The 21,988-nt window shown below is 59.4% G+C and carries 22 protein-coding genes and 2 pseudogenes; 10 read left to right on the top strand and 14 right to left on the bottom strand.

The annotated features are described in order from the left end of the window. A partial coding sequence (locus ABRA89_RS18300; RefSeq protein ID WP_349942938.1) for an IS3 family transposase occupies positions 1-787 on the top strand: 787 nt, incomplete at its 5' end. Between the two features lie 19 nt (positions 788-806). On the opposite strand, the gene ABRA89_RS18295 is transcribed toward ABRA89_RS18300, so the two are convergent. From ABRA89_RS18295 to ABRA89_RS18250, 10 genes and pseudogenes are all read right to left on the bottom strand, one after another. Further along, positions 807-1,058 carry a PAAR-like domain-containing protein gene (locus ABRA89_RS18295; RefSeq protein WP_349942937.1) on the bottom strand — a complete coding sequence of 84 codons (252 nt, stop codon included), beginning with the start codon at positions 1,056-1,058 and terminating at the stop codon, positions 807-809. A 55-nt stretch (positions 1,059-1,113) separates the two neighbouring features. Next, positions 1,114-2,118, bottom strand: coding sequence for a type VI immunity family protein (locus tag ABRA89_RS18290; protein ID WP_349942936.1), 1,005 nt, complete (start codon positions 2,116-2,118; stop codon positions 1,114-1,116). Continuing rightward, complete coding sequence (locus ABRA89_RS18285; protein WP_349942935.1) at positions 2,115-3,101, bottom strand: DUF4150 domain-containing protein; 987 nt, start codon at positions 3,099-3,101, stop codon at positions 2,115-2,117. Before ABRA89_RS18285 ends, ABRA89_RS18290 begins: the two co-directional genes overlap by 4 nt. Continuing rightward, complete coding sequence (locus ABRA89_RS18280; RefSeq protein WP_349942934.1) at positions 3,098-4,177, bottom strand: hypothetical protein; 1,080 nt, start codon at positions 4,175-4,177, stop codon at positions 3,098-3,100. Before ABRA89_RS18280 ends, ABRA89_RS18285 begins: the two co-directional genes overlap by 4 nt. Then, entirely contained in the window at positions 4,174-5,205 is a 1,032-nt protein-coding gene (locus ABRA89_RS18275; RefSeq protein WP_349942933.1) for a DUF2169 family type VI secretion system accessory protein, read from the bottom strand. Before ABRA89_RS18275 ends, ABRA89_RS18280 begins: the two co-directional genes overlap by 4 nt. 7 nt (positions 5,206-5,212) lie before the next feature. After that, on the bottom strand, positions 5,213-5,452 hold the full coding sequence (locus ABRA89_RS18270; protein WP_349942932.1) for a hypothetical protein: 240 nt from the start codon (positions 5,450-5,452) through the stop codon (positions 5,213-5,215). Between the two features lie 48 nt (positions 5,453-5,500). After that, complete coding sequence (locus ABRA89_RS18265) at positions 5,501-6,625, bottom strand: hypothetical protein (protein WP_349942931.1); 1,125 nt, start codon at positions 6,623-6,625, stop codon at positions 5,501-5,503. 102 nt (positions 6,626-6,727) lie between these two features. Further along, complete coding sequence (locus tag ABRA89_RS18260; protein ID WP_349942930.1) at positions 6,728-7,858, bottom strand: hypothetical protein; 1,131 nt, start codon at positions 7,856-7,858, stop codon at positions 6,728-6,730. A 5-nt stretch (positions 7,859-7,863) separates the two neighbouring features. Then, positions 7,864-10,017, bottom strand: coding sequence for a type VI secretion system Vgr family protein (locus ABRA89_RS18255; protein ID WP_349942929.1), 2,154 nt, complete (start codon positions 10,015-10,017; stop codon positions 7,864-7,866). A 309-nt stretch (positions 10,018-10,326) separates the two neighbouring features. After that, positions 10,327-10,509 (bottom strand): annotated as a pseudogene (locus ABRA89_RS18250) (recombinase family protein); the annotation flags it as partial. Between the two features lie 261 nt (positions 10,510-10,770). On the opposite strand from ABRA89_RS18250, the gene ABRA89_RS18245 reads away from it, so the two are divergent. From ABRA89_RS18245 to ABRA89_RS18215, 7 genes are all read left to right on the top strand, one after another. After that, on the top strand, positions 10,771-11,046 hold the full coding sequence (locus tag ABRA89_RS18245) for an AbrB/MazE/SpoVT family DNA-binding domain-containing protein (RefSeq protein ID WP_349942928.1): 276 nt from the start codon (positions 10,771-10,773) through the stop codon (positions 11,044-11,046). Next, a complete protein-coding gene (locus ABRA89_RS18240; RefSeq protein WP_349942927.1) occupies positions 11,046-11,435 on the top strand; it encodes a PIN domain-containing protein in 390 nt (129 codons plus the stop codon). Before ABRA89_RS18245 ends, ABRA89_RS18240 begins: the two co-directional genes overlap by 1 nt. Positions 11,436-11,882: 447 nt before the next feature. After that, a complete protein-coding gene (locus ABRA89_RS18235) occupies positions 11,883-12,617 on the top strand; it encodes a GntR family transcriptional regulator (protein WP_349942926.1) in 735 nt (244 codons plus the stop codon). A 307-nt stretch (positions 12,618-12,924) separates the two neighbouring features. After that, positions 12,925-14,001 carry a TRAP transporter substrate-binding protein DctP gene (gene dctP / locus ABRA89_RS18230; RefSeq protein WP_349942925.1) on the top strand — a complete coding sequence of 359 codons (1,077 nt, stop codon included), beginning with the start codon at positions 12,925-12,927 and terminating at the stop codon, positions 13,999-14,001. A 237-nt stretch (positions 14,002-14,238) separates the two neighbouring features. Then, complete coding sequence (locus ABRA89_RS18225; protein WP_349942924.1) at positions 14,239-14,745, top strand: TRAP transporter small permease subunit; 507 nt, start codon at positions 14,239-14,241, stop codon at positions 14,743-14,745. A gap of 5 nt (positions 14,746-14,750) precedes the next feature. Then, positions 14,751-16,094, top strand: a complete 1,344-nt coding sequence (locus ABRA89_RS18220) for a TRAP transporter large permease (protein WP_349942923.1) — start codon at positions 14,751-14,753, stop codon at positions 16,092-16,094. Between the two features lie 87 nt (positions 16,095-16,181). Then, the gene (locus ABRA89_RS18215) at positions 16,182-17,141 is read left to right on the top strand and encodes a dihydrodipicolinate synthase family protein (protein ID WP_349942922.1); all 960 of its coding nucleotides are present in this window, start codon (positions 16,182-16,184) and stop codon (positions 17,139-17,141) included. A 320-nt stretch (positions 17,142-17,461) separates the two neighbouring features. Here the strand turns inward: ABRA89_RS18215 and ABRA89_RS18210 are convergent, their stop codons facing one another. Next, positions 17,462-17,764 (bottom strand): hypothetical protein, encoded by a 303-nt coding sequence (locus ABRA89_RS18210; protein WP_349942921.1) that lies wholly within the window; start codon positions 17,762-17,764, stop codon positions 17,462-17,464. A gap of 308 nt (positions 17,765-18,072) precedes the next feature. Between ABRA89_RS18210 and ABRA89_RS18205 the strand changes: the two genes are divergently transcribed. Continuing rightward, a complete protein-coding gene (locus ABRA89_RS18205) occupies positions 18,073-18,246 on the top strand; it encodes an SOS response-associated peptidase family protein (protein WP_349942920.1) in 174 nt (57 codons plus the stop codon). Between the two features lie 59 nt (positions 18,247-18,305). Here ABRA89_RS18205 and ABRA89_RS18200 read toward each other — a convergent pair whose 3' ends face one another. The 3 genes and pseudogenes from ABRA89_RS18200 to ABRA89_RS18190 all read right to left on the bottom strand — a co-directional run bounded on the left by ABRA89_RS18200 (position 18,306) and on the right by ABRA89_RS18190 (position 20,936). Continuing rightward, entirely contained in the window at positions 18,306-19,058 is a 753-nt protein-coding gene (locus ABRA89_RS18200) for an IS6 family transposase (RefSeq protein WP_349942919.1), read from the bottom strand. Positions 19,059-19,203: 145 nt separating this feature from the next. Beyond that, a pseudogene (locus ABRA89_RS18195) lies at positions 19,204-19,533 on the bottom strand (ethanolamine ammonia-lyase reactivating factor EutA); the annotation flags it as partial. A gap of 71 nt (positions 19,534-19,604) precedes the next feature. Continuing rightward, entirely contained in the window at positions 19,605-20,936 is a 1,332-nt protein-coding gene (locus ABRA89_RS18190; protein ID WP_349942918.1) for an NAD(P)/FAD-dependent oxidoreductase, read from the bottom strand. 261 nt (positions 20,937-21,197) lie between these two features. Here ABRA89_RS18190 and ABRA89_RS18185 point away from each other — a divergent pair, with 261 nt between their 5' ends. Beyond that, on the top strand, positions 21,198-21,887 hold the full coding sequence (locus ABRA89_RS18185) for a helix-turn-helix domain-containing protein (RefSeq protein WP_349942917.1): 690 nt from the start codon (positions 21,198-21,200) through the stop codon (positions 21,885-21,887). The last annotated feature ends 101 nt before the right edge of the window (positions 21,888-21,988 follow it).

Raw genomic sequence — 21,988 nt, 5'->3', positions numbered from 1 at the left:
GCCAGAAACGGCGGTAGAGCACGCCGTTCGGCCCGGAATTGGCATCAGAGAACAGCCGATTGGGGCAAGAGGGAACCAAATCCGCCTACCAAACGGAAATCATCGGGTTTCCGGAGGTGTCCAACTGCATGACGATCTCCTTGATCAGGGCGAGACCAGTTGCGCCAACCGCATTGCTCGTCTCGCCAGGATAGCCGGGATCAAGGCGCAGATCGGCTACAAGCGTCGGCCCGGCTCCTATGGCGGCAAGCCGTCGGTCGTGGTCGACAACACCCTTGCCCGGCAGTTCGATGTCGATGCGCCGGACAGGGCGTGGGTGACAGACATCACCTACATCCGGACCCGAGAGGGCTTTGCCTATCTGGCCGTGGTGATCGACCTGTTTTCCCGCCGCGTTATCGGCTGGTCGATGCAGAGCCGGCAGACGACCGACGTCGTGCTGCAGGCATTGCTCATGGCGGTCTGGCGTCGAAAGCCGAAGAACACGGTCCTGATCCATTCCGACCAGGGCTCCCAGTTCACCAGCATGGACTGGGCAACGTTCCTGAAGCACCACAATCTCGAGCACTCGATGAGCCGTCGTGGCAACTGTCACGATAACGCCGTGGCCGAAAGCTTCTTCAATCTCCTCAAGCGCGAGCGGATACGGCGAAGGACCTATCGAACACGCGAGGAGGCAAGGCAGGACGTGTTCGATTACATCGAAATGTTCTACAACCCGAAGCGCAAGCACGTCAGGAACGGGATGCTGTCACCCGTTCAGTTCGAACGGCAGCAGGAAACGTAACCCGAGGGCGTCCACAAATCTAGGGGCTATTCAGTCGCCCTTCCATGAAGACGTTGGGCGACCAGGAGAGGAAGGTCGCGCGGTGGAGGTTCACGCCTGACTTGACGCCGCCGCCGACGCCCGGTTCGTCACCGATCGATTTGTAGAATTCCGACCCCTTGACGCCGTTCATCGCTCCGCCGTGGGAAAAGACGGTGGTCGTTCCCTTGGCGAGATCCTTGGCGAAGGCGACATTGGTGAAGGGCACCAGCTTGCCCGGCGCCTTGCACACATCCGGTGTCGAATGCTTGCGGCACGAGCTCAGCCCGTTGAGAGCTGACTTCGGATCAATCGAAACGGCGAATCCACTTCAGAGTTTCGTCAAGCGGGTCAAAGGGCTCACCCAAAATGAAGAGACCGCGCGGGTAATCTTCAAAACGAATGGACGCAAGCGCTTGCGATACGCGTCGATAGTCGTCGAGCACCAGCCCACGATTGATATCGCCGAGTTGAGGCTCGGAGCCGGCCTGAATGACGATGCCACCGTTATAGTCATGAATTGGGCAACTCGGCCCGAGCACTTCGGCAAGCCTTTCTTTGCCCCCCATGGGGCCCATGACTTCGTCCGCCAGCACGGTCAGCCAGTTGATCGACATGATCTTGCGGCCGTCGCCACTCCTCGATTCGACGGTAAACCGCCCGAGATCGGAATAATCCAGGCCGGGAAAGCGTTTTAGAAAAGGCAACACAGTCTGGCTCGCTCCGCCTAAGCCACCGATTCCATGGTCAAGCAGAACGCTGAGGCCGGCCGTGCCATGAATAGCCTTTGCCTGCTGCGCCCATGCCATGGTGCGTTCAATCAGGAAATCGTAACCACGGTCCACAATTGTGCTGGCAGGGAAATAAACGCTAAGGCTGGAAACGCCTAGCGGCATAAGCGGGTTTGGACTGGTCGCCGTGAACGCCATGCTGATCGCTGAGGGTTCGTCGACCTCCAAACCGTTTGGATATCCATAGATCACCGCATCGAAAGGCTCGTCGGTCGAAAAAATACGCGCCTGTTCTTCATAGTAGTCGAGATATTCGGGCCCTTTGATCCGCGTTAGTCGATCGGCGTCGACCTTCTGGTAATGGGTCAACTGATCACCGAATATTTCATAATAATTGCGCAAGACCGAGCACAGCGCCAAGCGTACTGCCGGCTTATCGCCGTCTGGAAAGAACAGGTTCACCGCGAATCCGAGGCGAGCCTCGATGAAACCCCGCTTGTCTGCGATCGCCAAAGCATCCAGTGCGGCAATCGCCGCCTTGGACTCACTCTCCGTCGGAGGCGTCTGACGATTGTCGCTCATTGCGCGCCCGCTAGGGCTGCCGCCCCCAACCCGCCGGCGGCAGCACTGCCCGCCCCGAGCGCGCCGCAAGGTTCGACGATCACGCAGGCGATCACTGCAATCGTCCCCAATACGACGGCACCGCCGATAACCACTTTGGCTCCCAACGACATTCCTTCATTCTGCGGCACTGTCACGTTTTGAGTTTCAGTTCGATGATCGTTGTCGCTACACTGACAGTCTTTTTCAACTGTAATAAGCTGTAATGTTTTGTCATAGGAAGCTGCGATACTTCCATATCGTTGAAGTTGCCCCCGTCGCGGTCGGTCACCTTTGAATTTCATTTCGACAAACTCATCGGGCTGACCGTTTACCACCCGAGTGATGTCGAGCCTCGATCCGGGAACGCCCATTCGCGTCATCGGCGAATGATCATCATTTCGGTACATCTGGCCCATCGGAGTGAAAGTGACTTCCGAATAATAGCCGTTTTGCGGTGTCTTCGGCATCGTCTTGATTGCCGCGTCGACACAACTCTGCTTTTCTGCCTTGCAATCGCAGGCGAGACTGCAAAGAAAATTGGCGGTTGCCGCGCTAGCTCCTGTAAGCGCACCTGTAAAATACCCGCCCGCCGAGATCGTATTGCCCTTATTGAGCAGCATCTTATCGGTGAGGCGGGTGACAGGTCGCCCTTCCATGAAGACGTTGGGCGACCAGGAGAGGAAGGTCGCGCGGTGGAGGTTCACGCCTGACTTGACGCCGCCGCCGACGCCCGGTTCGTCACCGATCGATTTGTAGAATTCCGACCCCTTGACACCGTTCATCGCTCCGCCGTGGGAAAAGACGGTGGTCGTTCCCTTGGCGAGATCCTTGGCAAAGGCGACGTTGGTGAAGGGCACCGGCTTATCAGGTGCCTTGCACACATCCGGCATGGTCGAGCGCACCCAGCCGTCCGAATGCTTATGGCAGAGCGTCAGGCCGTTGATCGCGACGGTTTCCTTCATCTCGCGTCATCTCCTTGCGCGGCGTGTGGTCGGATCCGCTCGATCAGCGCAACAGCCCTGGGTCCGTCGAACTGACTGGTGGAAATCAAGGTCAGGGTGGTTGCCACTTTTGGCGGGCTGTCTGTGGCTGCGCGGTCCAAGCCGCGGGGCGGTGGTGCATCGGTCAAAGCGAGCGCCGCCATCACCGCGCCAGTTGCGGCGCCGCAATAGCCAAGGGTCAGGGGTGGAGTCTCGAAATCGGCCTCCATATGGTCGGGCAGGACTGGAGCAGCGGCGAAGACGACGGCCCATTCCTCCGAGCGCCACCGCTCGCCGTTCAAATCGATCATCAGGCGGTCTGGCGCTCCATCGGCGAGCGCAGCGGCAACCCCCTTGGCGAGATGCCGGCCAAGAAGGCCGGTCGGCCGCCGGATGGCGTCGGTCTCGCGGCCGGGCCGTGCCGAGACGACACGGCCAAGGGGGGCGGCACCGCCGGCTGCGGAAGGATCCGATGCGAGAAAAAACACGACGGCCGCCTCCGACGGGATCACTCCGTGAGGCTGCTCGCGCGTTAAAAGGCGATCGTTGAGAGCCAAACTGTCGAGCAGTTCGGCATGCATGAAGCTATCGATGGCCGCAAAATAGCCCGCTCTGGTCTGGCTCGCGTGCAGCTCGACAAGGCTGCGTGCGAGCTCAACGGTCGCCATCGCATCCCTTGACGAAACGAGTTTGACGCTGGCGATGTGCGAACCGTATGTTTCGGCGATCCAGGTGACGAAGCGCTCAAGAATTGGATTGCCCGTGAGCCAGCCCGGTACGAGAAGGCGCAACGGGCTGGGCATGCCGCCTATGGGGACCTGCTTTCCGAGGTCAGCGAAAGCAGTGGCAAACAGTCGCTTCAGCCGCTCCTCGTAGTTGTGGATCTCGTGCACCGAAAACACGGGCGCGGTTCGCAGCGGCAGACCGTCCGGGCCGACCAGCTTGTCCGTCTTGACGAACTCCCGTTCCCCGGCGCGATAGGCGGCGCTTGCCGTCTCAAAGCTTTGTCCGAGCGAGCAGCACAGCCCGACGCCGAAGATTCCCGGCCCCTCGCTCATGATCGCGACACACCGGCGATCTGGCGAAGTCGTACAGTGCTGCGGTCGACGTCCATGTCGCGGCCGTGGCAGGGTACGACCGTATTCCAGATCATTTCGACCGTGCTTGCAGCCGTATCAAGATGGACGCCGATCAGCCGAAATCGTGTGTCGATCCGCTCACGCCCGAGCTGTGTGCGTGCCTCGAAGATCGCCTGTGGCAGGCGGAATGCAAGTTCGCCATGGGGGCTGAGATTGACCACCCTAACCGGCTCGCCGCCTCTCAGGTCGAAGATCTGGTCGGCTGGAGCCGATTGGTAGAAGGCATTGTCGAAATCGTCCGGCAAAAGCGGCTGCCGGTTCGTGCGCCAGGCGTCGTCATAGGTGCCGGCAAATTTGCGGCGCGGGCGCCAGTGCGGCTGAATGGCACCGAAGCCGAACGGGACAGGCAACGGTTTTCCTATTGCCACAGGCGCTGCCGTATCCTCGATCTGCGGCAGGTCCAATTCGGCGCCGGCGGGCAGATCCTCCCAGCGCGTCGTCCAGCCTCGCCCCGCCGGGTTGTCGTCGTTGAACGCCGTCGCCTCGTCGCCGAGGATGGGATCACGTCCCCCCAGGCTGTGGCGCCAGCTGAGCGCCAGGCTTTCGAAGGGCTCGGCCGCCTCGATTTCGGGCCGGCGCCGCTTTACCGCGCGCAGCCGGCGAGGCCCAGAAACGCGCGCCCGCTTCTGGCGACCCGCAACATCGACGAGTACCTCCAGCTCGCGACCGGCCTTCATATCGGGCCGACAGGCGGTTCCAGCCACGATGAAATCGACCCTCGGGCGAAACGGACATATCTCCGCCTCGGCGAGGAGGACCTCGCTCCCGTCACCCTCATATTGCGGAGCAAGGCGCACGGGCGGCTGAGTCTCACGCATCGAAACGAGCCCATCAGCGCGGATGTCGAAAGAGGCACGTAGGGCGACGACCCAGTTCTCCAGACCCTCGCGGTCGCGGACGAAATACCCCTCGGCCGCAAAAGGCGTCGTGTTGTCGACGGCCCACATCGCCTGCTCAGTTCAGATCGATGGAAGCGGCATCGAGCGCGATGTTTCGCTCGGCCGACTGGACGATCCGCGTGCCCTCGATGCGGATCGTCCCGTCCGGGTGAAGAATTGCCCGCGACTTGCCGTTCTGGATGGTAAGAGCGCCGGAGACGGCATCGATCTCGATCATGTCGGCCAATACCATCAGTTTCGACCACGCGTCGGGAGAAGCCGCTTGGAACGTCCGGCGACTGGGTATCTCGTTCATGATTTCACCTTAATCTTATTATGGGGATCGCCGCCTCTCACCTGCCAGTTATCGCGCCGCATCGCCGACATTTCGCCAGTAGTCTGCGACGGCCGTTCGCAGCTGATACTCGACCAAGGTGGGGTTCAGCGTCGCTGCCTGATGCCACAGGTCAGTTGGATAAGCGGACACCATCGCATAACCCACCCAATGCTGGTCTTTCATCGTCAGGAGGACGCTTACGCCGCCGAGCATGTCGATTTCGGGGAAGGCAACCTTGAAGAGGTAGTAGCCATTCACATCCGTTTTGCCATCGAGATCTGGAACACCGTTCTCTCCCATCGGCTGAAACTGATAGGGCTGGCCCTGCAGCACGTTGTCGAGCAGGATTTCACCCATGGTCTGTGCGAGCTGCGGCGGTTCGACCTGGCGTGTCGCCGCACGAGCATCGATCGAGAAGATCATGACACCGGAACTTTTTCCCTTGTCAGCGTCGTTCACGTAGAATCGGTAGATGCCCGCCTTCGGATCAGAGTCATTCGTGATAGGCAGGGCTCGCCAGGCCGTGGGCATTCGCACCTCGATTTGCCCCTTGGAACCCGCCGACCGGTCAATTGCGATTTCCTCCGTCGTGAAATTCGCCAAGAGTGGATCTTTATTCATCTCCTGGTCAAAGTGCAGCGACCCGACGAAACTGGCAACTTTCGGTCCGAACTTTTGCCAGCTCTCCTCTGGCCCATCGGCGCGGATAACGAGAAGCTCCGCGCCGCGCCGAAATACGGACAGACGGGTAAACTCCTGCCCGCCGTCAACATTGTCCCGGCCCGTCATGACCTCACCAAACGATGGGTCACGTAGCTTGACGCCAAAGTTCAAAGGTCCCCACTGGCGCGCAAGCAACCGCCCATAGTCGACCGCGAGGCCCAATTTCTCGGGAACCAGCTTCGCCGCGTAGAGACGAATCTCACCCTGGTCCCGATTCATCGGATCGTAGCCGACATAAACTTCGTCGAACTCGGTAAAAGCTTCGGCTGAATCGAAATCTTCGACCTTCTCTCCCGTCTTGTTCCATTGAAAGCGGTCAAGCTTCATTGTTTCAAAATCGAGGTACTGAAACCCTTTGATTGCGAACGACTGTCCGCCCTTGCCGCGATCTTGAAGTGCAAGAAGCGCTTCGGTTTGGTTATCTGCCATTGAGGATCCATACGAGATTAGTAGAATGAAGACGCCAAGCGCCAGAGATTTCAGTCTCACGATCGCGTTGCTATTCACCATAAGGCTCCTTACTAGTCCCAATTAAAATCCGAATAGCCCCTTCGCCTTGTCCAATCCGATTACACTGCCTTTGCCCTTCACCCCGGCGCCCAAACCAAGGCCAATCTTCGCGCCAGCCTCGGCCGACATTTTGCCACCCTTGTTCTGAGCCTTGGCTTCGGCGCTCGCTTGGGCGCCTACGGCGCCACTGAGCTCGCCGCCGGCGCAAATGCCAATATCCCAATTCTCGTCGAGGCCTTCATAGTCCTCGCTGACAGCCCAATTGTACAAGCTGACGCCGAGGTTAACAACGCGCCGCGGCGTGTAGCAGAATTCCCCGCCCCACGTGCCTTGCAGAAGGTTCGCGCTCGCGCCAACCTTGCCGGTTAGTGTCTGTTCATCCGGCGAGAGCACAACCTCTGTTGATACCTCTGCCTCTGCCTTCATCACCGCACCGCTAGCCTCACTGCGTATGAAGCCATCCTGATTAGTCTTGATGCTACCTTCCAGCAAACTCCCTTTGGCAGCAGCTTTGAGGCTGCCTTTGATCCCTTTGTTTCCGACAGAGCCTTTAGCCTCTGCCGAGGCCTCGCCACTGACAAAGGACCCCTTGCCTGAAAACACATCGTCGGCGTCGCCAAAGCTGCCCTGACGGACTGCCCCGTCAACCTTGGCTTCGGCCTTTCCTTCTAGGAAGGTAACATCCGGTTTTTCCTTCCATTTTCCGGAAAAATCACTGTCGACCTTGTGCTTTTTATCGGTTGTCGTCTCACCAGTGCGAAGATCGCGCATCTTGGTCGTGCTGTATTCGTCTTGAACACCACCTTCGTCCGTACCCCACTCGCCGGATGGGCCCTTCACCGAAGCTTTGGTCGGCCCATCTTCTTTCTCTTCGGTTTTTTCATCGGGCTTCGCAGGCGGCACGACGTGATTTGCCTCGAGGCCCTGCACGTAATTGCGCAAGTCTTCGATGTCGCTTTCCGCAACCTCGCCATCCGTCGGCAGGCCCATCGCGTTGAAGCCCGTCGGGCTCCAGCTCGACGGATTGTAGGTCCACTTCCGGCTCAGAGGAATGTCGCTGCGCAGCATATCCTTGTTGGCCTCGACGCCATCGAATGGCGGTGGTCCCCCAAGAATGCGAAGATCATGGAACGTGCGGCCGGCGTCGGACATGGCGTTCAGTCGTTCTGGTCGATGCGATCGGCAATGAGCTTTATCCTTTTGCCGGAAATCACGATATCGCCTTCCTTGGACATGGACAGCATCGAATTTTCGCCGACCTTGATCGTGAACTGATCCCCGACCCGAATATTGTGTATTTTCCCGATGTCGACGTCGTAACGCTTTCGTACGATGAGGCTCATTGCTTTGCCAACCGTCTGCTGGAATGTGTGCCCTACGACCGTAGATTTTACAACGCCAACGATCTCTGAAGACGCGCCATTGACAATTTCTGACTTGTTCTTCTCCACAAAAAACTGAAAGTTTCCTTTTGCAAAATTGAACGGGTCGGGAATTTTGAACGTCTTCATGATCGATCCGGCAAAATCGAATAAGGTCTTCGTTTTTTCGGAAATGAGCGTTGAGAGCGGGTTCTGTCCGACCGCGATGGACATATTCCCGGCTATTACCTCGTCATGATCTCCGCCAACTTGGATTGCTTTGTCGTTTCCCACCACCTCGGCCTGATTGTTCCCTGTCCGCCGCGTGCGGTCGTTGCGAACCTCAACATTCATATCTTTCTGGGCGTGCATGAATACTTCTTCGCGCCCGGATTCATCCTCAAAACGCAACTCGTTATAGCCAACCCCTTTATGAGTCTTGGTCTTGAAAATTGAGCGCGTCTTGTTGGCAGGCAGTGTATACGGCACCTTCTGCTGCGGGTTCGGCACCAGGCTCGTCACCAGCGGCCTGTCGGGATTGCCGTCGATGAAGGCGACCATGGCTTCCATGCCAATGCGCGGAATGATTTGCCCGCCCCAGGAGCCGCCGGCCCAGTTCTGGCTGACGCGGACCCAGCAGGTGTCGGAGCCGTCCTTCTTCGCCCGCCGGTCCCAGGGAAACCACAGCTTGACGCGGCCATACTGGTCGCAATGGATCTCTTCGCCCTCAGGACCCGCGATGATGCCGACCTGGGCACCGGCCACATGCGGGCGGCGGGTTTCGCGGTGCGGCGTTGCCGGAATGCGCGAGGGCATCGCCTCGAAGGTGTTGCGGTATTCCGGCTCGTCCCCGGCCGTCTCGTAGGAGCGGTCGACGATCCAGTGCGTCGCGCGAAGAACGACATGTTCCTCGTAATCCCGCTCGGGATGGGCCACCTCATAGGGCTCGAAGCGGCGGCCGGGCTCGACCACGCGGATGTTCGACGCCGCCTCCACCCGGTCGTGATCGGCCTCCGAGGCCTGCATCCGCAGCTTTTCCATCCGCTCGTGGGCGGCGATGTCCATCGCCCGGGCGGGATATTCGTAGAGCTCGCGGATCGTGTTGTCGGGAAGGTCGACCAGCGAGGGCGTCTCGGCCCCCGGCACCGTCTGCGGCGTCTCGAAGTTCCAGTCCCGGCCAGACCGCTTGCCCGAGACATAGGAATAAAGCCGCCGCCAGTCGTCGATATGGTTGACGTCCGACGACCCTTGCGCGATCCGCATCCGCGGCTCGCCTTCAGCCGCTGCAGACGGCTTCAGCCAGCCGCTCGGATGATCGGCGACGACGAGGGTGTGGCGGCCTTCTTCGTGGGAAAACCAGTAGAACAGCCCGTCGTTCTCGAAGCGGCGCAGGAGATAGGCGAGATCGGTCTCGTTCCACTGCACCGAATAATGCTCGACCGGCGGGGTCTCGATGACGCCGGAGAGATCCGGTGCGGCAAGACCGTGCTCGGCAAACAGCATCTCGCAGACATCGAGCGAGGTCTTGTCCATGAAGATCCGGCAATCGGAGCGCCGCGACAGGAGCCACATCTCGGGCTTGAGCGTCATCCGGTAGGAGCGCAGGCCGCGCGTTACCGGCGGGCCTTCCTCCAGCGCGGTGACGAGGGCGTTGAAGGGCCGGCGGATCGCCGACTCGACACCGCCGCCACCGCCGAAGCCGCCGCCTTCCTCATCGCCGCCCTGGACGATTTCGAGCCGCACATCGATCCGCCGCCCGATCAGCTCCCCCGGCTTGATGTCGCCGCGCTTGGCACGCACCGACAGCGCGATGTCGAACAGCTGGTTGACGCCCTCGTGAATGACCGCCCGCTCGGGAAGAACAACATCATCGCCCAGCGGCGAGGCCACCCGAAGAACACGACCCGCCTGAACGAAATCGGAGGCTTCGCCCGCTCTGTCCCCGTCCATCAATTCACTCGCTTTTGCTCATCGGGTCATCGTCCATACCGTCGGCCACTCATAACCCCAGAGTGAGCATTATGAACGCCGAAGGTCCGGTACATGTCAGCTCTGGTTGTACCTTTATCGAATTCGGAATTATGGCGATAGCAAGAAACAGCAAACCTGCTACCGGCATTTCGACTGAAAAGAGTTTCGTATCCGGCAACCGCTCAATCGCAGCCGAACAGGTCTCTAGCGAAGGCAAGTGTTGAAACTGCGATCGCCTGGTGTGCCGGTCAAGCGGGGGGGGGGGGTGACGAAACCCCTCCTTCAGACCTCCTGCCGGTCGACCAACCGCGAAAACCCCGGCCGCTCGGATGCGGCGACGGAGCCCGATACCGTCTCCTCGATCACCCGGCGCGGCTGAACCTGAAACCCGGCCGCCCGGATCTCAACCAACTGGTTCTCCGTCGTCTGCTCGACCGTGGACACACGGACATAGGCAAAGACGCGGGACATGGGCGAGACAACGGACGAGAGAGCTGAAAAATCGATCGAAAACGCCCTCATACTTATCGAGCATGCGCGAAAGCGGATCAAGCTGGATTATGAGTTTTCTCCACAGATGTGCGCATAATCGGTCACATGTGAGCGTACCATGCTTGACTAAGACAGGTGACTGGTCATATTACTCTTTCGGTCACTGCAATGCATGTTGACCAGTGATTCACCAGAAGTCACATAGGTTCTAGGCCCCGTCTATTGAGAAAGGGCAGTCTGATGATCCGTGTAAATGTTCTCCCAAATGGCCGTCTAGTTCTGCCTGTCGCATTGCGCGAGAAGCTCGGCGTGCAGAAGGGCGGTCACTTGATGGCGGAATTGGTCGGTGGCGAAGTTCATCTCACCACTCCGGACGCTGCCTTGGATCGGGCCAGATCGATCTTTCGCGAATATGTGGCTCCAGGTTCTAATATTTCAGGAGAGATCATCGCTGACCGGCGGAATGAAAATGACCTGGAGTCCGATGGCCAATCTGTGGAAGGCGAACGAGGCTGATGCCGTCATGCGTCATCGACACTTCGGCCGTGTTTGTAGATCTCAATGAGGAGACGGGTGCCGCACAAGCCAGACGTTGGCTTCGCGATGCTGCGATTTCCGCGATCAACCTCCAGGAAGTGGTATCGAAGAGCGTCGACAAGGGCGTGCCAGTCGAAGCGATTCCTCGACTGGTTGAAGCTCTTCGCCTCGACATACGACCGCTCGACAGCGAGCTGGCTATAGAAGCCGGTCTAATGCGGGCGGCGACGGTTCATCTCGGGTTGAGCCACGGCGACCGCGCATGCCTCGCCTTGGCTCGCAAACTCGGCCTGCCTGCGGTAACGGCAGATCGCGCTTGGAAGAATGTGGAAAGCGAACTCGGTGTCGAGGTCGTGCTGGTTCGCTAACCATTCGACTTAGCTGATCCGATTTCGGCAAGATTGGGCCGAAACGAGACTGTGGGCTTTTAACTGTGGCAAGCTTAAAGCTACCGTTCGGCTTGCGACTAATTCGAGCTAATATGGGGGTTCATCAGCCGACCGGAATTGAGTTGTCGTAGCCAGCGATCGGCCATCGTGCTCTCGACAAGCGGGTTGATAGGTCCGCAATCTCATCGGCCAGCCAATCGTCCGTCGCATGGGCAGAAGCTGCCATTTCGATCCAAGCCGCGAGCGTGGATTCTAGAGAAAGCGTACTGCGCCCTTCGAGACCGGCCACGAAAAGCCCGTGATCTTCTCGACTTCGCGCTCGCAGAACGCCGACGTGGCTTCGATGCTCCATACACAGTGACAGTAATACCAAAGGTCTTTATGTGCAGCGAAAGCGATTGGGTAATGCTGGAACGGATGCGCCTTATGTCCGATGACGCAGATAATGACGAACGGAAAGGATCGACGCGTCCGCGTCGTGGCTCAGGCGTTGCAACAGCCTACGATACGCTGAAGCAAGAGATTCTGGAACTTATCCTTGCGCCCGGAAGCCCCATCGATGAGACCGATCTTACGCGGCGTTTCAGTATGTCGCGAACTCCAATCCGCGAAGCCATTATCCGGTTGGCGAGCGAGAGGCTGGTGGTGACACTGCCCAACCGTTCCACGATCGTTGCTCCTATCAACTTCTTCGAACTTTCCCAATTTTTCGATGCTCTGACCCTGATGTACCGTGTTACGACGCGGCTTGCCGCTGAACATCGCGACGAAAATGATATTGAGGTTATTCGGCGGCTCGAACGCGCATACGGTGAAGCGGCAACCAGACGCGACGTTGTCGCGATGATAGAGGGTAACCGCGATTTTCACCTCGCGATCGCGAAGGCGGGTCGCAACGCCTATTATACTGATTTGTTCGGCAAACTCCTCGACGAAGGCAGGCGTTTGCTGCGCTACTATTACTCATCCTTCAATGATGATCTCCCGAAAATCTATCTGGATGAGCACCGGATTATGGTTGCCGCAATCGCCAACAGAGATGCGGACGCCGCTGATCGCATCGCACATGCCCATGCCGATCAGATTGTTCGTCAGATCCAGACCTTCATCTCTGCCGACCGTCGCCGAACCGCTGGAATCAATCTGACCCAATGCATCTAATGAGAGGGTTTCTCTCGGATCGAGCGCAGTCGCAGAGGCTGTTGTAAGTTCGATCTACTGTCGCCGCATAAGGCGTCGAAGCCACCAAACATGTCGCCGCATTCGACAGCTCGGCCGCCTCGACTTCAAATATTTTTTTTGTATTTTTGATAGACACACTGAAGATGCTTCGCTAGGCTGACATGTATCGCCTCAAACTCGGAGGTCGGTCAGTGCAAAGCGGAGACCAATATCAGTCGCGGTGCCAGACGACACCCATGCAGCCCGCAGCCGATGCCTTCACACAACAAGCAAGGAAGACTAGATCATGCTCAAAGGTCTAAAGACCACCATGCTAGCCGCGTCCCTTTCGGCCGCAGCGTTGTCTCTCGCACCAGCGTCCGCCGAAGCGCAGGAGGTGACCTGGCAGATACCGACCTCGGTTCCAGAAGGCTCACCCTACTACGTCAATTTCCTTGAGCGTTTTGCAGACAATATCGAGCTTCTGACAGATAAGCGCGTGGCGATCGAGCCATTCGGCGCAGGCGTTCTAGTTCCCGCGCTTCAGGTTTATGAGGGCGTTGCCGACGGCGTCGTTCAGGCCGGTCACTCGACACCCAGCTACCGCGTTAATCAGGACCCGATGAACGCGATCTTCTCTGGGTTCCCTGGGGGTATGGGGCCGGAAGCTTTCATCACTTGGATCTATGAGGGCGGCGGCAAAGAGGCACTGTACGACTTTCGTGCCTCCGAAGGCTTCAAAAGTCTCGTAGTCGGTATCGGCTCCTCTGAGATCATGGCCCATTCCAATGTTGCCGTTCGTAAAGCAGAGGATCTGAAAGGTCTTAAGTATCGCACGTCGGGGCCTTGGGCCGAGGTGATGAAGGACTATTTCGGGGCCGTCCCGACTGTCGTACCTCCGGGCGAGATCTATACTCTTCTCCAGCGCAAAGGCGTCGACTTAATCGAATGGGGCCCACCTTCCGGCAACCTTCCAGAAGGTTTCCACGAAGCGGCGAAGTATATCATCGTGCCCGGCGTTCATCAGCCGACCTTCCTTTGGGAGGTTGTTCTTAAACAAGAGACATGGGACTCTCTTGATGACGAGCTGAAGCCGCTGATCGAGAAGGCGGCGGACCTCACCACAATGCAGGCGCTGCTCCATTTTTACGCCGAAGACGTGAAGGCGCTGGAGACTTATCGCAAGGGTCCGAACGAAATCATCACGCTCGATCCCGAATTTGTCACGGAGCTGTCGGAAGCCGGCGTGGACTGGATCACAAAAAAGGCTGAGACGCTCAAGAGCGAAGGAAAGCCTGAGATGGCTGAGCTACTCGCCGACTACATGTCATTCGAGAAGAGCTGGGCGGCCGAGAGTAGCTATCTTATTCGCAATCAGGATTAATCTGCACTTCTTCGGATCGCGGGCGGAGCATGATCTCCGCCCGACCAGTCGTTCTGTAGTGCCAGTGAAACGCTCTTCGCCCTCTTCAGATGATGCCACCGATCTTAGACGCTGTGGGAAATTCTGCCTGGTCTCATTTCCGGCTTCGTATTCACACTGGCTTCTTCTTTTTTAGTTCGGCATCGACGTCCACCTCGTCACCCACTCGCAATGGGAGAGAACTCGACGATGATCTCCATGCTGAAACTGGTTGACGCCGTCTCCCGCGCCCTCTTCCGGCTGGCTGAAGCCATAACGCTCGTTCTCGTCGCCGCAATGATCTACGAGGTCGTCGCGCGCTATGTTTTTGCTGCTCCGACCCTCTGGGCCTTCGACATCTCCTACATGTGCACCGGCATTCTCTTCGTTCTTGGCGCCGCCTATGCCTTGCGTGAGGACGCTCATGTGCGCATCGATTTCCTGGCCGAACGGATGCCGAGACGTCTGCGATCGGGGATCGAAGCAGCTATCTTTCTTTTCTGCCTCTCGCCCCTCTTCGCCTCTCTCGCTTATGTAGCGATCGACCGCGCATTTCGCGCCTATCAAAGTGGCGAAGTCGAGATGGTAAGCCCTTGGGCGCCGCTGATGTGGCCCTTCTACGCCTTCATCGCGCTCGGACTCGTTGCGCTTGCCCTTCAGATCCTAGCCCACGGCCTGCGGGCGGCGGGCGGCCGCTCCGACGGTGATTTCGAGATTGAGACCTGACCATCATGCTCGTTGCGTCTCTTATGTTTCCAGCGCTGTTCGCGCTCGTCCTGGCTGGCATTCCGATCGCCTTCTCGCTCGCCCTTGTCGCCGCCGTCGCCGGTTTCGCACGGTTCGGAATGCTGGCCCCAGCACAGCTCTACGGTTCGTTCTATTCTGCTTCGACGAACTTTATTTTGGCAGCGATCCCGATGTTCGTTCTGATGGGGGCGATCCTAGAGCGATCGGGCATCGCCGAACGCCTGTTCAAGGTCATGCAGCTCTGGATGGCACGTCTGCCGAATGGGCTCGCCATCGCGACCATTGCTATGGGTGCGGTATTTGCTGCTGCCGCCGGCGTCGTCGGGGCCGTCGAGGTGATGATCGGCATGATGGCTATCCCGGCCATGCAAAAAATGCGCTACGACAACAGCTTGATTGCTGGCACGATTTGCGCCGGTGGTTCGCTCGGCACCATGATCCCACCTTCGGTCATCGCCGTCATGTATGCCTCGCTCGCCCAGATGTCTGTCGGTCAACTGCTTGCTGGTATGATGTTTCCCGGTCTCCTGATGGTTGGCCTTTTTCTCACCTATATCGTCATCGATGGGGCTCTGCGGCAACGCTCGGTCTCATCTACAGCCGCATCCGTCGGAATGGGCTCTTGTGACGTGCCGGCTATTCCAGACCTGCCGCTCGCTGAGAAACTGAAACTGACAGCGACCTCGCTCGCGCCGGTTGTTGCGCTTATCGTCGCCGTCCTCGGCTCCCTCCTTGCCGGCATCGCTTCCCCGACCGAAGCGGCGGCTGTCGGCGCCGTCGGCGCTCTGTTTCTCGCCATCGCCTATCGCCGCTTCAGCTTAGCCATGCTCCGGGAATCGCTTCACGTCACCGTGCGTATTTCGGCGATGATCCTGTTGATCGTGGCCGCTGGCACAATGTTCATGGGCACATTCGCAGCGAACGGCGGCTCAAGCCTCATCCGCTCCGCCGTCAACGAGGCGGGCCTGTCAGAAATGGGCATGATCGTTTTCTTTCTCGCGATTGTCTTCCTGCTTGGCTTCGTGCTCGACTGGACCGCGAACGTTCTGATCTGCGTGCCGCTTTTCACTCCCTTCATTCGCTCGTCCGGCATCGATCCGATCTGGTTCGGCACGATGGTCATCATCGTGATTCAGACGAGCTACCTGACGCCCCCCATGGCGTCCTCCATTTTCTACCTGAAGTCGATCGCGCCGAACGACATGACCTATGGCCAAATGTGCCGAGGCGTTGTTCCTTTCATCCTCCTGCAGGTCGCAACACTTCTGATCGTCGCGCTCATACCTTCGCTCGTCACTTGGCTGCCATCGCAGATCGTGGGCTTCTAAGAGGCGCTGCCGCGAAATCTGTTCCGAACAAAGACCGCCGCTCTGCGGTCCCGCATCGACTGTCTCTATCTCTGGAGGACTTTAAGCATGAACAATTCGATTTTCACCGGATGCATTCCGGCGCTGATGACCCCTTGCAAGCCGGATCGGACGCCGGACTTCAATGCGCTCGTCGCGACCGGGCGTAACCTTGTCGCGAAAGGAATGTCGGCCGTTGTCTATTGCGGCTCCATGGGTGACTGGCCATTGCTTACCGATGCCGATCGCCAGCATGGCGTCGAAGCCCTCGTCGAAGCCGGTGTGCCGGTCGTCGTCGGGACCGGCGCGGTGAACAGCCGGGCAGCCGTTTTGCATGCCGAGCATGCGGCGAAGGTCGGAGCTAGAGGTCTGATGGTCATTCCTCGGGTCTTGTCACGCGGCGTCTCGCAGGCCGCGCAGAAAAATCACTTCAAAGCTGTCCTCTCGGCGGCTCCCGATTTACCTGCGGTGATTTACAACAGCCCTTATTATGGCTTTGCGACGCGGGCCGACCTCTTTTTTGCACTTCGGCGCGAGCATTCCAATCTAGTTGGTTTCAAGGAGTTTGGCGGTGCTTCAGATTTGCGCTACGCGGCCGAGCATATCACTTCGGCCGATGAGACGATCGTGCTGATGGCCGGTGTCGATACGAATGTCTTCCATGGCTACGTCAATTGCGGCGCTACGGGAACGATCACCGGTCTCGGCAATGCGTTGCCGACGGAAGTGTTGCATCTCGTCGATCTTTGCAAAAAGGCTGCAGCCGGCGACCCGGCGGCACGCAGTCGGGCAAAGGAACTCGACGAAGCTCTGCAAGTTCTTGCCTCCTTCGACGAGGGACCGGATCTTGTCTTATACTACAAGCATCTCATGGTCTTGAACGGCCAGAAAGAGTACGCCTATCATTTCAACGAGACCGATGAGCTTTCGCCGGCTCAGCGCGGATTCGTTGAAACACAGTTTCAGCTTTTCAAAACCTGGTACGGCCAGTGGTCAAGTAGTGGGAAAGTGGCACAGGCCGCCGCCTAAACATGAAAAGATGGATTGGCAGGCGTCCCGCGTTACGCTGAGCGGGGCTAGAACAACTCCCTCGGCGAAGAGCACCCTGCCATTTCTCTCGGCCTATCGCGACAATCGGCGTCGAGGCAAAATCGATTGTTGGCAACAAAGCAATCAACCATATGCCGTCTGATCGCTTCGACCCGTGGTTGAATTCGCATGTAGCTCGATCCATTGATCCGGGCCATCACTGAACGTCCGCTGCTGAGCGTAAGCGAAATGTGCATAGATGACAAATCTGTGCGCTCGGCGGTAGTTTATGGGAACGCTGAACTCCCACCGAAAGTGGATCAAATATTTCGCTTTCGAGGCTTCCGTCGTACATAGCCGGCTGAAACATTCGCAGCGATTTCTTCCTGCAGATGTCTTTGACCGAGGATCAACCCACGAACGGCCGCGCGGGCGTCACCACCAGTCATGCGAAAAGCTTCGTCGACTTCGTCCTCGATCGGGTCAGCGATGGTATCGCTTTCCTGCATCTGCTGTCCCATCAGAACTCCCGGCGATCGATTCGGCTTCCCGAATGATGCCAGTGCGACACCGGAAACGAAAGCGATTTGTTCCTCATCCGTTCTCGTGCAGAATGCCGTCATGGTTCAGACGATTCGAGATTTTGGCGAAGGACTTCGGCGCGGTCGTGGCATCCGCATCCATTGCGGATGCGGTAAGCGCGTGGTGTATCGATGCTCGGACTTTCGCGGTGTGATCCAGCCGGGCGCTAACGTGGAAACGCTTCCGTTTCGATGCTCTTGGTGCGGTGCTCAGCCCAGCTATGTTCGCTATACGGCGCTCGATGGTATGGATCGGGAAAGCTTGAGCCAATGGAGACCCACGAAGAGGCGCTTTTAGAAACGTGGTCCTGACGCGCCATATGAGCGATGGCTGAACGCGAAGCGGGACCATGTGCAATCTTTATTCGATCACCAAGGGACAGGAGGCCATTCGCGAGTTCACCAAGACGGTGACCGACTCGACGGGTAATCTCCCGTCGATGCCTGCGGTGTTTCCGGACATGTCCGCTCCGATCGTCAGAAATGGCGAGGACGGCGAACGCCAGCTGGTCCTTGCACGTTAGGGGAGGGCTTGTCGCAACTTTGGGCGCGGGTCGCAAAAGCCCAGTATGGCCCGAAACTTTCAGACTTTGCTAACTTTTTGAAGCCCGAAGATGTGCGCGACGAGATCGTTCTGGCTATGAACGGTCCACTCGCCGGCGAAGCCAAAGCCTTTTCGCAGCCAAAGCATCGCCTCGAACCCCTTGATGGTTCGCCGGGCCGTGTTGAACGAGCGAAAGCCGCCGATCCTCGGCATGGCCTTCTTCACCCGGAAATGGTCGCTCTCGATGCCTTGCTGGAGATGTTTCGTGACGTGGTGAACCGGATCCGGCGTCAGGAGCCGATCCTCGACGGCAGACCGGATCGCGCCGGGGAATGTGCCGGCGCCATCGGTGCCGATCGTCTTCGGCGACAGAAGTGGTTCGTCCTTCAGAATCTTGCGAAAGAAACGCTTGGCGGCGTCGGCATCACGTTTCGCGGTCAACAGGAAATCAACCGCGTTCCCGTGCTTGTCGATGGCGCGATACAGATACCGCCATTGGCCGCGGACCTTCACGTAGGTCTCATCGATCCGGATCGAGCCACAATGGGGTTCGCGGAACTGGCGCAGCCGCTTCTCGATCAAGGGCGCGTAGGTCAGGACCCAACGATTGATCGTGGAGTGATCGACCGCGAAGCCCCGCTCGGCGAACATTTCCTCCAGATCCCGGTAGCTCAGCGGATAGCGCAAATACCACGAGACTGCCTGAATAATCAGCCAGGCCTCGAACTGCCGCCCCTTGAAGTCGACCTTCGACCGCCGCTTCAGTTTCTCGGCGATCGTGTTCAGGATCATGGCAAGGCTCCCCGTCAGTGAGAGCCCGAAAATCGGTGATGATGGTCATCAAATCGTTAAACGGAGAAAGTTTGCGACAGGGCCGATTGAGGACGGTTTCCCCAAGTGCCTTGATGCTGAGGTCCGAGCAGCTGCCCATGAAGGCGAGCCAGGATTCCAGTTCCGGGTCGTCGGCCGTCGCGACGACCATATCGGAGAAGCGCCTGCCGATCAGGTCCGCGAGGGTGCGGGCATTGCGCTTTTCGGCGGCAAGGCCGGTGATGATGACGCCGCCGGAAAAGATGGCGTCGAGATCGATCCCCGACTGCCCGATCCAGCCGTCCACGAGGCGCCGGGCGGCGCACTCGTCGATCGTCTGGCCGTCCTCCGCGAACGGCGTCAGCACCGGCTCGCAGGCAAAGATCGTAACGGGGTCGGTCAGGGCGATGCGGCCGGTCGCCTCGCTGCGATGCCAGCGCGCCCGCGCGACCAGCATGCAGCTCGTCGTCGAGCCGAAATCGAGGCCGGCGAGGAGGACATGATCGTCGTCGCGGCCCGGCATGGCGGTCAGACGCCCGTCAGGGGAATGATCTTCGAGCCGTCGGAGAAGCGCGAGAGGCGGAAGGCGTGGGGGTCGACGAGCGGCCTTGCTTCTGTGGCGAGATCGGCGGTGAGGCGGCCTGCGCCGGGGCCGAGGCCGAAGCCGTGGCCAGAGAAGCCAGTGGCGATGGTGAGGCCGGGCATGGTCTCGACCTGCGAGATCACCGGAACCGCATCCGGCGTCACATCGATGAGGCCGGCCCAGCGCTGGGCGATCTTTACGCCCTTGAAGGCGGAGAAGGCGGCCGACAGCCTCTCGATGGCGGCGTCTGTCATGCGAATATCGGGTTCGGGGTCGAGAATGCGCGTCTCCTCATAGGGCGAGATCTCGCCCTCGCCGCGCTTCTTCATGTCGCGCCATTCCTGGAGGAAGCGCTTGCCGACGCGCGGGCGGAGGGCCGACCATTCCATCTTCACGGCCGGGATGAACTCGCGCAGGAAGCGGAAGCTGTCCGGTGTCAGGTCGAAGACGTTGGAGGCGAGCGTCGAGACCGTGTAGCCGCCGTCCGCGCGCTTGCGCATCGAAAAGTCCGGGCCCCTGACGGTGATCTCAGGCCCGTCCGGAACCGGCTCGGTGCGGCAGACGGAGTTGAGCACCTTCAGCTGCGGCAGGGTGATGCCGATGTCTCGGAGGATAAGCCGCGACCAGGCCCCGCCCGCGACGACGACGCGCTCCGCTGCGATGCGCCCCTTTTCCGTGACGACGCCGGCGATGCGGCCCACCTGAACATCGATCCGGCGCACCGCGCAGTTGGTGACGATCATGCCGCCCTTGGCGCGGACCGCCCGTGCGATGGCGGGCGCCGCGCGCTGGGGCTCGGCACGCCCATCGGTCGGCGAGAACAGCCCGCCGTCATAGTCGAGGTTCATCTCCGGCAGCATCGCCCGGATGTCGTCGCTTTCGACCGCGCCGACGCGGATCTGCGTTCCTTGCAGATATTCGAGCCATTCGGTGTTCGCGCGCTTGAAGGCGGGGTTGTGGAACGGAACGACGATGCCGCATTGCCGGTAGCCGAGATCGGCGCCGACGCGCTCGCCGAGTGTCTCCCAGATGCGGATTGATTCCGCCATCAACGGGATCTCGCGGGGATCGCGCCGCGACATGCGCACCCAGCCCCAGTTGCGGCTCGACTGTTCGCCGGCGATGATACCCTTTTCCAGAAGGACGACCGAATGGCCCCGCTCCGCGAGTTCCAGCGCCGTCGACGTGCCGACGATGCCGCCGCCTATGACGACGATATCGGCCTTCTCGGGAAGGGCGGCGTCGCTTTCGACGGGTTCGACGGTCGGGCCGGGCATGACGTCTCCATGGGGTTCGAGAAGGGTATCGTGGCATCGCACCCGGCTTGCGCGCCGGCCTTCGACCGGAGCCCCGGGACGGTCGGGACGCTGTATCGCCTCGGGCGGGATTTGGGTCCGTCTTCAAACATGCGATATGTCCAGTCACTACCATCTGTCGCGCGGGCTGTGAATATTAAAAGTGAAAAGAGTTTCTTCACAGTTGATTTTCGGAAAGAGTAGGGGCTGCCGGCCCGCCAGCACTCAATCGCAGGAATTCCCATGGCTAAGAGCATCCTGAAGGTCGGCGTGGAGAACGAGGACGGGGAGGTCGGCGGCAAGACAGCGCCGCTGACGCAGGACCCTCACGCGCTGCGCGAGCCCAAGGAGAACAATCTCGAATCCGCGATCGGCCATGAGGTGCGTGCCTATCGCAAGAGCCTTGGCATTACGGTGAGCGATCTCGCCTCGGCGACCGGCGTCTCGCTCGGCATGCTGTCGAAGATCGAGAATGGCAATATCTCGCCGTCGCTGACGACGCTGCAGGCGCTGTCGCGGGCGCTGGGCGTGCCGCTGACCTCGTTCTTCCGCCGCTTCGAGGAGGAGCGCAACGCGGTCTTCGTAAAGGCCGGCGAGGGTGTCGAGCTAGAACGGCGCGGCACACGCGCGGGCCACCAATACAACCTTCTCGGCCATATCGGGAACAACACCAGCGGCGTGACGGTGGAGCCCTATCTGATCACGCTGACGACGGAGAGCGACGTCTTCCCGACCTTCCAGCACGAGGGGATGGAGTTCCTCTACATGCTGGAGGGCGAGGTGATCTATCGCCACGCCTCCAAGCGCTACCGGATGCAGCCGGGCGACAGCTTCTATTTCGATGCCGACGCGCCGCACGGGCCGGAAGAGCTCGTCGAACTGCCCGCCCGCTATCTCTCGATCATCTGTTATCCGCAGCAGGGCCGTGGCTGAGGCTGCGCGGCCCCGACCGCGCCTGAGCCGGTAAAACCGATCTTCATAAGAAAAAATTTTTCTTGAGAGTTGATTGGTCTCGGGTCTTCTGCCATAAGATG

Source organism: Fulvimarina thalattae (assembly GCF_040239565.1).
Taxonomy (GTDB): Bacteria; Pseudomonadota; Alphaproteobacteria; order Rhizobiales; family Rhizobiaceae; genus Fulvimarina.
Note: the sequence above shows the minus strand (reverse complement) of the source record. Positions and strands in the feature narration are given on the sequence as shown.